Source organism: Tropicimonas sp. S265A, assembly GCF_049800835.1.
In the GTDB taxonomy this organism is placed as follows: domain Bacteria; phylum Pseudomonadota; class Alphaproteobacteria; order Rhodobacterales; family Rhodobacteraceae; genus Dinoroseobacter.
On record NZ_JBNAFU010000004.1, the window covers coordinates 199854 to 212628 of the forward strand.

Annotated in this window: 17 protein-coding genes; 15 read left to right on the top strand and 2 right to left on the bottom strand. The window is 62.5% G+C overall.

Going from position 1 to position 12775, the window contains the following annotated elements; translation table 11 throughout:
* Positions 1-88 precede the first annotated feature (88 nt).
* A complete protein-coding gene (locus tag ACP15N_RS12700; RefSeq protein ID WP_425092675.1) occupies positions 89-1318 on the top strand; it encodes an MFS transporter in 1230 nt (409 codons plus the stop codon).
* On the opposite strand, the gene ACP15N_RS12705 is transcribed toward ACP15N_RS12700, so the two are convergent.
* Positions 1288-1758, bottom strand: coding sequence for a hypothetical protein (locus ACP15N_RS12705; protein ID WP_425092676.1), 471 nt, complete (start codon positions 1756-1758; stop codon positions 1288-1290). The genes ACP15N_RS12700 and ACP15N_RS12705 overlap by 31 nt on opposite strands.
* A gap of 121 nt (positions 1759-1879) precedes the next feature.
* On the opposite strand from ACP15N_RS12705, the gene msrA reads away from it, so the two are divergent.
* The 3 genes from msrA to ACP15N_RS12720 all read left to right on the top strand — a co-directional run bounded on the left by msrA (position 1880) and on the right by ACP15N_RS12720 (position 3861).
* Entirely contained in the window at positions 1880-2536 is a 657-nt protein-coding gene (gene msrA / locus ACP15N_RS12710) for a peptide-methionine (S)-S-oxide reductase MsrA (protein ID WP_425092677.1), read from the top strand.
* Positions 2537-2601: 65 nt separating this feature from the next.
* Positions 2602-3474: a 50S ribosomal protein L11 methyltransferase gene (locus ACP15N_RS12715; protein ID WP_425092678.1), complete on the top strand. Its 873-nt coding sequence runs from the start codon at positions 2602-2604 to the stop codon at positions 3472-3474.
* Between the two features lie 63 nt (positions 3475-3537).
* Positions 3538-3861, top strand: coding sequence for a hypothetical protein (locus tag ACP15N_RS12720; protein ID WP_425092679.1), 324 nt, complete (start codon positions 3538-3540; stop codon positions 3859-3861).
* 9 nt (positions 3862-3870) lie between these two features.
* On the opposite strand, the gene ACP15N_RS12725 is transcribed toward ACP15N_RS12720, so the two are convergent.
* Positions 3871-4074, bottom strand: coding sequence for a DUF1127 domain-containing protein (locus ACP15N_RS12725; RefSeq protein ID WP_425092680.1), 204 nt, complete (start codon positions 4072-4074; stop codon positions 3871-3873).
* A gap of 228 nt (positions 4075-4302) precedes the next feature.
* Here ACP15N_RS12725 and ruvC point away from each other — a divergent pair, with 228 nt between their 5' ends.
* The 11 genes from ruvC to ybgF all read left to right on the top strand — a co-directional run bounded on the left by ruvC (position 4303) and on the right by ybgF (position 12767).
* On the top strand, positions 4303-4809 hold the full coding sequence (ruvC, locus tag ACP15N_RS12730) for a crossover junction endodeoxyribonuclease RuvC (protein ID WP_425092681.1): 507 nt from the start codon (positions 4303-4305) through the stop codon (positions 4807-4809).
* The gene (gene ruvA, locus ACP15N_RS12735) at positions 4806-5495 is read left to right on the top strand and encodes a Holliday junction branch migration protein RuvA (protein ID WP_425092682.1); all 690 of its coding nucleotides are present in this window, start codon (positions 4806-4808) and stop codon (positions 5493-5495) included. The genes ruvC and ruvA overlap by 4 nt, the downstream gene beginning before the upstream one ends.
* A gap of 6 nt (positions 5496-5501) precedes the next feature.
* Entirely contained in the window at positions 5502-6551 is a 1050-nt protein-coding gene (gene ruvB, locus ACP15N_RS12740; RefSeq protein ID WP_425092683.1) for a Holliday junction branch migration DNA helicase RuvB, read from the top strand.
* Between the two features lie 77 nt (positions 6552-6628).
* Entirely contained in the window at positions 6629-7255 is a 627-nt protein-coding gene (locus ACP15N_RS12745) for a hypothetical protein (protein WP_425092684.1), read from the top strand.
* The gene (gene ybgC / locus ACP15N_RS12750) at positions 7252-7650 is read left to right on the top strand and encodes a tol-pal system-associated acyl-CoA thioesterase (protein ID WP_425092685.1); all 399 of its coding nucleotides are present in this window, start codon (positions 7252-7254) and stop codon (positions 7648-7650) included. The genes ACP15N_RS12745 and ybgC overlap by 4 nt, the downstream gene beginning before the upstream one ends.
* A gap of 103 nt (positions 7651-7753) precedes the next feature.
* The gene (tolQ, locus tag ACP15N_RS12755; protein ID WP_425092686.1) at positions 7754-8428 is read left to right on the top strand and encodes a protein TolQ; all 675 of its coding nucleotides are present in this window, start codon (positions 7754-7756) and stop codon (positions 8426-8428) included.
* A gap of 3 nt (positions 8429-8431) precedes the next feature.
* Positions 8432-8926, top strand: coding sequence for a protein TolR (gene tolR / locus ACP15N_RS12760; RefSeq protein WP_425092687.1), 495 nt, complete (start codon positions 8432-8434; stop codon positions 8924-8926).
* A 10-nt stretch (positions 8927-8936) separates the two neighbouring features.
* Positions 8937-9977 carry an energy transducer TonB gene (locus ACP15N_RS12765; RefSeq protein WP_425092688.1) on the top strand — a complete coding sequence of 347 codons (1041 nt, stop codon included), beginning with the start codon at positions 8937-8939 and terminating at the stop codon, positions 9975-9977.
* Positions 9974-11308 (top strand): Tol-Pal system beta propeller repeat protein TolB, encoded by a 1335-nt coding sequence (tolB, locus tag ACP15N_RS12770; protein ID WP_425092689.1) that lies wholly within the window; start codon positions 9974-9976, stop codon positions 11306-11308. Before ACP15N_RS12765 ends, tolB begins: the two co-directional genes overlap by 4 nt.
* Positions 11309-11383: 75 nt before the next feature.
* Positions 11384-11917, top strand: coding sequence for a peptidoglycan-associated lipoprotein Pal (gene pal, locus ACP15N_RS12775; protein ID WP_425092690.1), 534 nt, complete (start codon positions 11384-11386; stop codon positions 11915-11917).
* Positions 11918-11927: 10 nt separating this feature from the next.
* A complete protein-coding gene (gene ybgF, locus ACP15N_RS12780) occupies positions 11928-12767 on the top strand; it encodes a tol-pal system protein YbgF (protein WP_425092691.1) in 840 nt (279 codons plus the stop codon).
* The last annotated feature ends 8 nt before the right edge of the window (positions 12768-12775 follow it).

The window sequence follows — 12775 nt, forward strand, 5'->3', positions numbered from 1 at the left end:
TGTCTCGCACATCTGCTGTGCGGCGACCTTGATCCAGATCACGCCTTTTTCCTCGCCATGACCTGCGCGGAGGCGTAAAGCTGCGCCCATGCAGATCGTGCCCCTGTCCGAAGCGTCTTCTCTGCCGCGCTGGCGCCAGCCTGTCGTGTTGCTGTTCCTCATGGCCTTTGCCATGCCGCTCGCCTTTGCCACGTGGTCCGCGCTTCTGAACAACTTCGTGATAGAGCGTGCGGGGTTCACCGGGGTTGAGATCGGCTGGCTGCACACAGTTCGGGAGATTCCAGGTTTTCTGGCCGTCGGGGTGATCTTTCTGATCATCTTTATCCGCGAACAGATGCTTGGTCTGGCCTCTCTGGTGTTGCTGGGGATTGGCACGGCGCTAACGGCGCAGTTCCCGACCTATGGCGGCATCCTGACGATGACGTTGCTCAGTTCCATCGGGTTTCACTATTTCGAAACGGTCAACCAATCGCTCCAACTGCAGTGGATCGACAAGGACAAGGCCCCCCAGACGTTGGGGTGGATTGTGGCGGCGGGGTCTGCTGCATCGCTGCTAAGCTACGGCACGCTGGTGGTCAGCTGGAAGGCCTTCGATCTGAGCTACAGCTTTGTCTATCTCTCAGCCGGCGGGGCCTGCATGGCGATTGCACTTTTCTGCCTGTTTGCCTTTCCGCAGTTCGAAGCCCCCAACCCGCAGCGCAAGCGCATGGTGCTGCGCCGCCGTTACTGGCTTTATTACGCGTTGCAGTTCATGTCGGGCGCGCGGCGACAGATCTTCGTCGTCTTTGCCGCCTTCATGATGGTGGAGAAGTTCGGGTTCGAAGTGCACGAGGTCACGGCGCTTTTCCTGATCAACTTCGTGGCCAACATGCTGTGTGCGCCGTTGATGGGCAAAGCCGTTGCCCGGTTCGGCGAGCGTAATGCATTGGCGTTCGAGTATGTCGGGCTGATCTGCGTGTTTCTAGCCTATGGCGGCATCTACTGGTTCGGCTGGGGCGTGGTGCTGGCGGCAGCGCTTTATGTGCTCGACCACCTTTTCTTTGCGCTGGCTTTCGCACTCAAGACCTATTTCCAGAAGATAGCCGACCCGGGGGATATCGCGCCGACAGCTGCGGTGGCCTTCACCATCAACCACATCGCGGCAGTGTTTCTACCGGCATCTCTGGGCTATCTCTGGATTGTCTCGCCGGGTGGGGTATTCTGGCTGGCCGCAGGCATGGCGGCGACGTCGCTCTGTCTGGCGCTGATGATCCCGCGCCACCCGGGGCCGGGCCATGAGACGGTGTTTCAGACCCGGTTGGCCGCGCCCGCCGAATGACGCGGTTTTCCGAAGCGTGAGCGCAGCCGCAAACTTGTCCGAGTTCCAAAACTCAGCCCCATCACAATCGCCGCAACGCTGACGCCGAACCCATAGGCGAGGTCGTACAGGTCTTGCGCTGCGATGAAGGTCATTATGCCTGCACCCGGGCTCAACGCGCCGGTCGCGGCTTGCGACAGCCAGATCACGCCCAAAGCCAGCAGCGTGGTCAGGAACGCCGCATAGCCTGCAAAACGCAGTTTTTCGATCTGGGACATCCCGCGCCCGGTCTGCCGGACAAACGACCACAGTACCGCCTGCGCGGCGATCAGGTTTGCAAGCACAACCGTGCTCCAGCCAAAGTCGATGTTCAGCGCGGTGCCAAGGTGCAGCCCCATCGCTTGCAAGGCACACAGGGCGACAGTGAACAGAACGTATAAACGGATTTGCCGCAGCTTCATCAAAACACCCTCATTGTCTCGGTTCACCAAAATCTGTTCGGCAAAGCGGGCCAAGAGATGCTGGAATCATGGAGAATTCGAGACCGCGATCCTACCTAAGGGGGAACCAAGGAGGAAACGCATGTTCTTCATGACCCGCAAGAAAGCCCAGATGATTACGCCGGACGAGGCGTTGCCCGGACGCACACAAGCCATTCCCACCGCCGAGATGCATTTCGTCTCCGGCCGTCCGCTGCGTGCGGATGTGCCCGACGGGATGGACGAAGCGATGTTCGGGATGGGCTGTTTCTGGGGGGTTGAACGGATGTTCTGGTCGCTGGACGGCGTCTGGACGACGATGGTCGGCTATGCCGGTGGGTTTACGCAAAACCCGACATATCAGGAGGTTTGCTCTGGGCAGACTGGTCACAACGAAGTTGTTCGCGTGATCTATGATCCGTCGAAGGTCAGCTATGAGGACCTGCTGAGAGTTTTCTGGGAAGGCCATGACCCCACGCAGGGCATGCGCCAGGGCAACGATGTGGGCACGCAATATCGCTCGGGCATCTATGCCTACTCGCCCGCGCAGAAGGCCGCGGCCGAAGCCAGCAAAGCCGCGTTCGCGCCGAAACTGGCGGCGGCAGGCTACGGTGCGGTGACAACGGAAATCATCGATGCGCCCGAGTTTTATTTTGCCGAGGATTATCATCAACAGTACCTCGCCAAGAACCCCGGCGGATACTGCGGGATCGGTGGGACAGGCGTTTCATGCCCGATCGGAACCGGCGCACAGGCGTGAGCCATGCTTGCGAGTAGGCGCGCGAGGGCCTAAGGGGGCGGCAACTGATCCAACGGAGCTGCCCCATGCCCACCTTTACAGCGCTGACCACATTGGCTGGCAAAGCCCCGGCCGAAGCGCTCGGCGACGCGATGGAGCGTCTTGATCCCGAGCCGACAGGTGTCGGGGTCTTCGAAATCGAAGACGGATCGGGGCTCTGGGAGGTTGGCGGATATTTCACGGAAAGCCCGGATATTGCCGGGCTTGCCTTGCTTGCGGCGGGGTTTGGCGCAAAGCCGTTCACCGTGTCCGAATTGCCCGAGACCGATTGGGTCGCCAAGGTCAAACGCGAACTGGCACCGGTTCGGGCGGGGCGATTTCTGCTTTATGGCAGCCATGATGCGGACCGGGTCCCTACGGATGTCGTGCCACTGCTGATCGAGGCGGCAATGGCATTTGGCACGGGCCACCATGGGACCACCCAAGGGTGCCTGATCGCATTCGATGAGCTTCTGGAGGCGGGGCGGATCCCGGCGCGGGTACTGGATGTCGGGTGCGGGACGGCGGTTCTGGCGATGGCAGCGGCGCGGGTTGCGCCGGACGCCACGGTTGTCGCCTCAGACATCGATCCTGTGGCGGTCGAAGTGGCAGAGGCGAATTTGGCCGCGAATGGCATGGCTGGCCGCGTGTTGTGTCTGGAAGCCACTGGATTGGATCATCCACAGATCGCGGCGCACGAGCCTTACGATCTGATTTTTGCAAACATTCTGAAAGGCCCGCTGATCGATCTTGCGCCGGAAATTGCGGCGGCATTGGGGCAGGGCGGGTCAGTGATTCTGTCCGGATTACTCAACGAACAGGCCGAAGACGTGATCAATGCATACAGCTTGGCGGGATTGTCGCTTTCTGCGCGACGCAGCATCGGCGATTGGACCAGTTTGACCCTGACTCTGCCTTGATCTCTGCACATTTCGCGCGGGGATGCTAATCTGGGCCTGTTACGAGTTTACAGGTGCGAGTCTATGTCCCGCGACGAACAGATGTCTGCAATGGCCTCCCGGATTGACCGGATCGAAATCGCGCATGCGCGTCAGCGCAAAGCCGATATGTTGCGTTTGAACCGCGAGCACCGTGTGCCCGGATCCTGGCTGCCGCTCAGCAAGGTTGTCTTACTGTTCGCCATGGTCATCGGGCTGAAATCCGTCGCGGTCGCGAGCATGGGGGAAGCGGCTTATCGTGGCCATGTTCAGGGCATGAGCGACGGTACGACATTCGAGCGTCTGTTGGGCATCCTGTTGACGCCCGATGCGATGACGCTCGAAATCGCGCAGTACCTGTCGTTCTAGGCGGCGCGCTTAGCCGCGCGCCTTGCCTGAAAGGCCGACCTTGTCGATGTCGGCGCGTACCAATCCGATGTCCAGCAACTCACGATCCGACAGCGCGCGCAGCATGCGGCGTGTCTGGTGGATGCGGTAGGCATCGATTGCGGCGCGAAACAGTGCGCCAAGGTCGAACGCAGGTCCGGTGGCAGAAGGTTTGCTGACAGCAGTGTAGGCCATGATGATATCCTCGGATGTGGGCGGTTTTTTCTTTGTGTTTGTGACCCGCATCTAGGAGGGGTCGCGCACCGGCACAATTGCTAAACCTGCATGGCTTCCCCGATCATATTGCATAACGAAAGCGGCGGTGCCCGGGGGCCGATCCGGTATCATGACGGGATTGGTTGTTGGCAGATGTTCCTGTTTCGTGCTAACCACGCATAGAGCAGATAAAATTACGGGGGAAAGATGCGCGTATTGGGCATCGACCCGGGGTTGAGGACCCTCGGTTGGGGGGTCATCGACGTCACAGGCAGTCGGCTTCGGCATGTTGAGAATGGCGAGATCACATCGCACGGGAAGGCGTTGGCGACGCGCCTTCTGAGCCTTCATGTGCAACTGACCGAGATCGTCGCACGGTTCGCTCCGAATGCAGCGGCGGTTGAGCATACGTTCGTCAACAAGGATGCAAGCGGCACGCTGAAGCTGGGCCAGGCCCGGGCGATTGCGCTGGTGGTGCCTGCGGCGGCCGGGCTGGATGTGGCTGAGTACGCGCCAAACCACATCAAGAAAACCGTTGTGGGCGTCGGACACGCCGCCAAGGAACAGGTTCAGCATATGGTCAAGCTGCAATTGCCGGGCGCGGTTCTTGCGGGTCCGGATGCTGCGGATGCGCTGGCAATCGCGATGTGTCATGCATTCCACCTGCAATCGCGCAAGCGGGTTGTCGCGTCACAAGTCGGCGGTGTGGCATGATCGGAATGCTGTCGGGCGTGGTCGCGTATCGCAGTAGTGACCATGTGATGCTGGATGTGCGGGGCGTGGGATACGTTGTGTACTGTTCGGACCGAACGCTTGCCGCGCTGCCGGGACCGGGGGAGGCGGCGGTCCTCTACACCGATCTTCTGGTACGTGAGGATCTCTTGCAATTGTTCGGGTTTGCCACGCTGCTGGAAAAGGAGTGGCACCGATTGCTGATGAGTGTTCAGGGGATCGGGGCGAAAGCGTCTTTGTCCATCCTGTCCGCCTTGGGGGCCGACGGGGTAAGCCGGGCCATTGCCCTTGGTGATTGGGCGGCGGTGAAGGCCGCTCAGGGCGTGGGTCCGAAGATCGCGCAGCGCGTGGTCAACGAACTGAAGGAAAAGGCGCCGCAGGTGATGGCCATGGGCGCAACCCTGTCCGCGGTGGTCCAGGAGCCAGATGGAGCGGCCGCCGCAACGGGCATCGAGCCCGCAGCGGCGGCGCCCCCGCCCTTTCAGGCGGGTGCAGGGCGCGCCGTGGATAGTGCAGCCCATCAGGCGTCTGCGCTCTCGGCGCTGGTCAATCTGGGGTACGGGCAGGGAGAGGCTGCGAGCGCGGTGGCGCAGGCTTGTGCCGACGGGGCGTCCACTGAAGCCGATGTCATCCGGGGCGCGCTGCGCCTTTTGGCGCCGAAGGGATAAGCGACCATGTCCGACCCCGATCCCATGCTGCGCCCGCACCCGATCCCCGAAGAGCGCGAAGGTGCCGACCGAGCGCTCAGACCACAGATCCTCGAGGAGTTCATCGGCCAGGCAGAGGCGCGCGCCAACCTGCGAGTGTTTATCGAAAGCGCGAAACAGCGTGGCGAAGCGATGGACCACGTGCTGTTTCACGGTCCGCCCGGTCTGGGCAAGACCACGTTGGCGCAGATCATGGCCCGCGAACTTGGGGTGAACTTTCGGATGACCTCCGGGCCGGTCCTCGCAAAGGCGGGTGATCTGGCAGCGCTGCTGACCAATCTCGACCCGCGGGACGTGCTGTTCATCGATGAAATTCACCGCCTGAACCCGGCTGTCGAAGAGGTGCTCTATCCCGCGATGGAGGATTTCGAGCTCGATCTGGTGATCGGCGAAGGGCCTGCGGCAAGGACTGTCCGGATCGAGCTGCAACCCTTCACGCTCGTTGGCGCGACGACGCGGCTGGGGCTTCTGACGACCCCTTTGCGTGACCGGTTCGGCATCCCCGTCCGATTGCAATTCTACGCGGTGCCCGAATTGCAGGAGATCGTGAGCCGGGGCGCGCGCCTTTTGGGGGTCGGGGCCGAGCCGGGTGGCATTGCCGAGATTGCCCGGCGCGCGCGCGGAACCCCGAGGATTGCCGGGCGCTTGCTGCGCCGGGTCGTTGATTTCGCCCTGGTCGAGGCAGATGGTGTCATCACCAAAGCCGTGGCCGATCACGCGCTGACCCGGCTGGGCGTAGATGCCGCTGGTCTGGACGGAGGCGACCGGCGCTATCTGACCTTGCTGGCTGAAAACTATGCAGGCGGACCGGTGGGGATCGAGACAATCGCTGCGGCCTTGTCGGAGGCGCGCGATGCAGTCGAAGAGGTGATCGAGCCTTACCTGTTGCAACAGGGCTTCCTGCAGCGCACCCCGCGCGGGCGGATGCTGGCGGCAAAGGCGTGGACTCATCTGGGCCTGAACGCACCGTCAGCTTCGGGGCAAAACGACCTGTTCGAACCGCCTGACCCAGCTTGAACCAGACGATTTGTCTTGGCGTGGGCACGGCGATATGCCTGCCCGGATACAAAACAGACCTAAGAAAGAGGCGCCACATGGAGCCTGAACAGATCACCTCCTTGTTCACGCGCAGCGACGAAAGCTACCTTTGTGCGCGTTGGGGACGTCCACAGGCGCCGGTCGTTTTCGGGGTTGAGGAGGAAACCCTTTCCGTCATGAAGGGCGCGCTGGAGGCTGTTGCCACCCTTGCGGGCCTTGAGGTGATCGAGACCGACCCCGAATTGGGCAGCAACCTGATGATCTTTTTCCTGCGCGATTGGCAGGAATTGATCGACACGCCGAACCTCGACCGGCTGATCCCGGATCTGGCGCCGCTGGTGACGCGTTTACGACAGGCAGACGCGAACCAGTACCGGTTTTTCCGGTTCGACGCGGCGGGCGGCATCAAGGCCGCGTTCGTTTTCGTCCGGATGGATGCCGAGATGTCGAAGGTTCCGGCGGAAACCATCGCCCTGAGCCAGGCAGTTCAGACAATCCTGTTATGGTCTGACACTGCTTTCACCGATGCCTCGCCGCTCGCGGTGTTGCCCGGAGTTGGTGCTATCCTGCGCCCGGAGATCGGGGATTTGATCCGCGCCGCCTACGATCCGGTCCTGCCGGTCGCGGCGACAGATCCAACCCACGCCCTGCGGCTCGCGGCCCGGATCGGAGCGCTGCAATGACCGGTCCCCACCTGTGGCCGGTGCGGGTGTATTATGAGGATACTGACCTCGCGGGCATTGTCTATTATGCCAACTACCTTCGGTTCATCGAAAGGGCGCGGACGGAATACGTGCGGGAGCTGGGCATAGACCAGACAACGCTGAAGTCAGAAGAAGATATCGTGTTTGCAGTACGCCGGGTGGAAGCGGATTACCTGAGCCCGGCAAGGTTTGACGATCAACTGATGGTGAAAACCAGTCTCGACGCGCTGAAGGGGGCCCGGATCGTTCTTGATCAATCGGTTTGGCGTGCCCAGACGTGCCTGTTTTCCTCAACGGTCACGCTGGTTTGCCTGACAGGGGCCGGGCGACCGGCGCGCCTGCCCGCCGCGCTGAAGGCGGCCTTTGCGGAATAACGCGCGCAGTGGTGCTTTCTCTTTCCTTGTTGCGCCAGTTCGCGTAACCTGCCGCCCATAAACAAGCGCGCCAAAGGCGCCGGACAAAGGCAGTAACAGGCTCATGACACCCGAGGTTGACTTCTCGTTCCTCGCGCTGTTTGCGCGGGCGACTTTTACGGTTCAATTGGTGATGATCGGGCTGATCGCCATGTCCTTCTGGTCATGGTCGATCATCATCCAGAAATGGCTGACCTACAGGCGGGCGCGGTCCGAGGCGCTGGCATTCGATAGCGCGTTCTGGTCAGGCGAGCCGCTGGACGATCTTTTCGATGAAATCGGTCCTGCGCCCGACGGACCTGCGCAGCAGGTATTCGCGGCTGGCATGACGGAATGGCGACGGTCCCAACGAGAGACAGGAGATTTGATTGCCGGGGCGCAGCAGCGGATAGACCGGTCCATGGATGTGGCGATCTCCAAGCAGTCCGAAAGCCTGCGCTACGGCTTGAACTTTCTGGCAACCACCGGGTCAACCGCGCCTTTCATCGGGTTGTTTGGAACGGTGTGGGGCATCAAGCATGCGTTCGAGCAGATCGCGATCCAGCAGAACACGAACCTCGCAGTTGTGGCACCCGGCATCGCCGAGGCGCTGCTGGCGACCGGATTGGGCTTGCTGGCGGCGATCCCGGCAGTTGTGGCCTACAACAAGCTGTCGGCGGATGCGGATCGGATCATCGGCGGTTATGAGAGTTTCGCGGACGAATTCGCCACGATCCTGTCGCGCCAGTTGGACAGCTGACCCATGGTTACGAGCGTCAAACCTCAAGACAGCGGCGGAAGTCGCAGGCGCGGGCGCGGCAAGCGCGGATCACAGCCGATGTCCGAGATCAATGTCACCCCGTTCGTTGACGTGATGCTTGTGCTTTTGATCATTTTCATGGTCGCCGCCCCGCTCTTGACAGTTGGCGTACCGGTCGAACTGCCGCGCACCGCGGCCGATGCCTTGCCCGGTAACGAGGAAGAGCCGCTGACCTTGACGATTGCTCCGGATGGGCGCGTGATGATCCAGACCACCGAGGTACCCGCAGCAGACCTGATCCCCCGTCTGCGCGCGATCGCCGCTGAACGGGCCAGCGATCAGGTGTTTCTGCGCGCCGATGGGTCCATTCCGTACGCCCGCGTGATGGAAGTGATGGGGGCGCTGAACGCTGGTGGCTTTGCGAATATCGGGCTTGTGACGGACACGGGCGGTCCACGTCTTGATGGGAGTGACGCCGCGCCGGAGCCCGAGGGCTAGGCCCGCCGTGTTGAGCGCGCTCACCCGTCGTTTCAGCACCGGCACGCTCGTGTCGGGGGCAGGTCACCTTGCGATCATTCTTTGGGTGATTTTGGGAGGGACCCTGTTTCGGTCATCCCTCGACCCTGTGCCGGCAACGACGAATGTGACGCTGATCTCGGAAGCCGCCCTCGAAGGGCGCGAGGCAACGCGCCCGGAGGTTGTCACCGATGCTCCGGATGCGCCTCAGCCCGCGCCGGTGGCCGAAGTGCCGGCCCCACCACCCCCGCCGCCCGTTGAAACCCCTCAAGCCGAACCGCCCGAAGTATCCGCCCCTGCGCCTCAGGCACCGCCACTACCACCGCCGCCAGCGGATCGTGTCGCTCCTGTTCCGGTGCCCCAACCTCCTGAAGAAGCCCAATTGGCCGAGACCCCGCAAGACGCCGCGACCCCCGATGGTGCAGGGTCGGAGGCGGCAGAGCCACAAGAGGCCGAAGCGCCGGAGGCGGCAACCACGCGGATCATTACAGAGGCAACGGAGACCGATCCTGACAGCCGGTCCGAGGAAATTGCGCTCGCCCCCGTCAGCACGCCGCGCCCGCAAGCGCGCCCCAACCGTCCGGTCCGGCAGCCGGAGCCCGAGCCGCAGCCAGAAACCCCTCAGGACCCGATTGCAAATGCGGTGGCCGAGGCCGTGGCGGAGGCCAGCGATACGCCGCCCGCGGCTGATCCGACACTGCCGGTCGGCCCACCCATGACAGCGTCAGAGCGAGATGGACTGCGCGTGGCGGTGCAGCAGTGCTGGAACACGGGCAGCCTGTCTTCCGAAGCGCTGCGCACAACCGTGACCGTCGGGGTCCAGATGGAGCAGGATGGTCGACCAAACGTGGGGTCCATCCGCATGATCGATGCCGAAGGTGGTTCCGAAGCGGCTACCCAGCAAGCCTATGAAGCTGCGCGCCGGGCAATCATCCGCTGCGGCGCACGTGGATTTGATCTGCCGGTTGAGAAATACGCGCAATGGCGTGATATCGAAATGACATTCAATCCTGAAAGGATGCGGATCCGATGACGAAATTTCTGCTCTCCGCACTGGCTTGTGCCCTTGGACTGGGCCTTGCGCCGATGCCCGCCGACGCGCAGGCGCGACCGGGCCCCCTCAGGATCGAGATTACCGAGGGCGTGATCGAGCCTCTGCCGGTGGCCATCCCCGCCTTTGTCGCCGAAAGCGTCGCCGCGCAACGCTACGCAAACAACATCGCCCTCGTCGTAGCGCAGGATTTGCAGAATTCAGGCTTGTTCCGCGCGATCCCGAAGGACGCGTTCATCAGTCGTGTGACGTCGTTTGACTCGCCGGTTCAGTTCGCTGACTGGAAAGCGATCAATGCACAGGCGCTCGTCACGGGGTCTGTGGGGGTCGGCGCGGATGGCCGTCTGTCGGTGAAGTTCCGGCTGTTTGATGTGTTTGCAGAAGCACCCCTCGGCGCAGGTCTGCAATTTTCAGCTTCCCCCGAAAGCTGGCGTCGCATGGCCCACAAGGTCGCGGATGCCGTTTATTCGCGGATCACGGGCGAAGGCGGATATTTCGACACGCGCGTGGTGTTCGTGTCCGAACAGGGGCCCAAGAATGACCGACGCAAGCGCCTCGCGATCATGGATTACGATGGACAGAACGTGCAGTTTCTGACCGATGACAGCGCGATTGTGCTGGCTCCAAGGTTCTCCCCCAACGGGGACAAGGTGCTTTACACATCCTATGCGACCGGTATGCCGCAGATCACGGAGCTTGACGTCAACTCCGTGCGGTCGCGGAGCCTCGGGGGCAGTGCGAACATGAGCTTCGCACCACGGTTCTCGCCCGATGGTCGGTCCGTGGTCTATTCGCTGACCAATGGCGCAAACACCGACATCTACAAGCTCGACATCGGCTCGGGACGGCAGACACAACTGACCAACACGCCCGCGATCGAAACCGCCCCGAGCTACAGCCCGGACGGACGTCAGGTTGTTTTCGAAAGTGACCGCTCCGGGAACCAGCAGCTTTACGTCATGCCCGCTGGCGGCGGCGAGGCGCGGCGGATCAGTTTCGGCGAGGGGCGCTATGGCACACCGGTCTGGTCGCCGCGCGGGGACCTGATCGCGTTCACCAAGCAAAACAAGGGCCGGTTTCATATCGGCGTAATGCGTGCGGATGGATCGGAGGAACGCTTGCTGACCTCCTCGTTCCTCGATGAGGGGCCGACCTGGGCGCCAAATGGCCGAGTGATCATGTTCACCCGCGAAACCGCTGGTGCAGGTGGTGCGCCTGCGCTTTATTCAGTCGACATTTCGGGGCGGAACCTGCGCCGGGTGCCGACGCCTGGCGCAGCGTCCGACCCGGCCTGGTCCCCCTTGCTTGAATAGGATTCACACGGATCACGGGGCGTGTTAGCCTCCATGAAAAGCCTTCCCATAATGAGCAGAACGAGGATCGGGACCATGGCAATCGAGACACTTTTTCCCCACCGCACACTTCTGGCGCTGGTTGCCGCGGCGGCCCTTGCCGGGTGTTCCGGGCAGAACGGGCTTTTCGGCAACTCCTCCACCGCGGCAGGAGGGTTTGGACAAAACGGCGGGGTCACGTCCGGGTCGATCGACGATCCGACCTCGCCTGCCTACTTCCAGCAGGCGGTCGGCGACCGGGTTCTATTCGAAGTGGATCAAAGTACCCTTACGGATGCGGCACGGGCCACGCTGACGGAACAGGCGCGGTGGCTGACTGAAAATGGGGCCTACACCGCGGTGGTCGAGGGCCATGCGGACGAACAGGGCACGCGGGAATACAACCTCGCCCTGGGGGCAAGGCGGGCCAGTGCCGTTCGGGATTTCCTTGTGGATCGCGGTGTGGCGGACAACCGGTTGAGCACTGTCACCTACGGCAAGGAGCGCCCGCTTGAAATTTGTTCCGAGGAAAGCTGTTATGCCAAGAACCGTCGCGGCGTGACCGTTCTGAGCGCTGGCGCAGGGTCTTGAGGCCTGTCCAATGTTAAGTCGGCTCGCACGATCTGCATCGTTGTTTTGCCTGCTTGGGCTGGGTTTGCCCGCGCAGGCCCAGGTGCCCGATGCGCAGACGCTTGCGGATATCCGACAGGAGTTGTCCGTCCTCTTCGTCGAGATTCAGCGCTTGCGGCGCGAGCTTTCCACAACGGGCAGCCCCCAGATCACCCTGCCGCCCGGCGCATTGGAGCGGGTGGATACGATCGAAGCCGAGCTTTCCCGGCTGACGGCCAAGACCGAGCAACTGGAGTTCCGGATCGACAGCATCGTGACCGACGGCACCAATCGGATCGGCGATCTGGAATTCCGTCTGGTCGAACTCGAGGGGGGCGACTTTTCCCAATTGGGCGAAACGACCACGCTGGGCGGCGAGGCGGCCGCACCGGAAGCCCCTGTACCAGTCGCGCCACCCCCTTCGCCCGAACCGTCCGGCCCGGAACTGGCACTGGCAGAACAGGCTGATTTCGACGCGGCCCGCGCGCTGCTTGATGACGGGCAGGCGCAGGCGGCCGCCGATGCGTTCGCAACCTATGCCGAAACGTACCCGGGCGGTCCGCTGGTGGCGGAGGCGCACTACCTGCGCGGAGAAGCGCTCGCAAGCCTGAGCAACTGGAACGGTGCCGCGCGCGCCTATCTGGACAGCTTTTCCGGCACGCCGAACGGACCGCAGTCCCCCAACGCGCTGTATAAGTTGGGGGTATCGCTGAACGCGTTGGGCCAGCGGGATGAGGCGTGTCTGACCCTGCGTGAAGTCAGCGTCCGGTTCCCGGGTGGCCCGGCAGCCGTGGACGCCAACACCGCACGCGGCGAGTTGAGCTGCCCTTGAGCAATTGC

Bases quoted from the DNA above. Each gene is read 5' to 3' on its own strand.
- ruvB (WP_425092683.1), top strand. From the start codon at position 5,502: ATGTCCGACCCCGATCCCATGCTGCGCCCGCACCCGATCCCCGAAGAG.
- tolB (WP_425092689.1), top strand. From the start codon at position 9,974: ATGACGAAATTTCTGCTCTCCGCACTGGCTTGTGCCCTTGGACTGGGC.
- tolR (WP_425092687.1), top strand. From the start codon at position 8,432: ATGGTTACGAGCGTCAAACCTCAAGACAGCGGCGGAAGTCGCAGGCGC.
- ACP15N_RS12725 (WP_425092680.1), bottom strand. From the start codon at position 4,074: ATGGCCTACACTGCTGTCAGCAAACCTTCTGCCACCGGACCTGCGTTC.
- ACP15N_RS12715 (WP_425092678.1), top strand. From the start codon at position 2,602: ATGCCCACCTTTACAGCGCTGACCACATTGGCTGGCAAAGCCCCGGCC.
- ACP15N_RS12720 (WP_425092679.1), top strand. From the start codon at position 3,538: ATGTCCCGCGACGAACAGATGTCTGCAATGGCCTCCCGGATTGACCGG.
- ACP15N_RS12705 (WP_425092676.1), bottom strand. From the start codon at position 1,758: ATGAAGCTGCGGCAAATCCGTTTATACGTTCTGTTCACTGTCGCCCTG.
- ybgC (WP_425092685.1), top strand. From the start codon at position 7,252: ATGACCGGTCCCCACCTGTGGCCGGTGCGGGTGTATTATGAGGATACT.
- msrA (WP_425092677.1), top strand. From the start codon at position 1,880: ATGTTCTTCATGACCCGCAAGAAAGCCCAGATGATTACGCCGGACGAG.
- tolQ (WP_425092686.1), top strand. From the start codon at position 7,754: ATGACACCCGAGGTTGACTTCTCGTTCCTCGCGCTGTTTGCGCGGGCG.
- pal (WP_425092690.1), top strand. From the start codon at position 11,384: ATGGCAATCGAGACACTTTTTCCCCACCGCACACTTCTGGCGCTGGTT.
- ruvA (WP_425092682.1), top strand. From the start codon at position 4,806: ATGATCGGAATGCTGTCGGGCGTGGTCGCGTATCGCAGTAGTGACCAT.
- ruvC (WP_425092681.1), top strand. From the start codon at position 4,303: ATGCGCGTATTGGGCATCGACCCGGGGTTGAGGACCCTCGGTTGGGGG.
- ybgF (WP_425092691.1), top strand. From the start codon at position 11,928: ATGTTAAGTCGGCTCGCACGATCTGCATCGTTGTTTTGCCTGCTTGGG.
- ACP15N_RS12700 (WP_425092675.1), top strand. From the start codon at position 89: ATGCAGATCGTGCCCCTGTCCGAAGCGTCTTCTCTGCCGCGCTGGCGC.
- ACP15N_RS12745 (WP_425092684.1), top strand. From the start codon at position 6,629: ATGGAGCCTGAACAGATCACCTCCTTGTTCACGCGCAGCGACGAAAGC.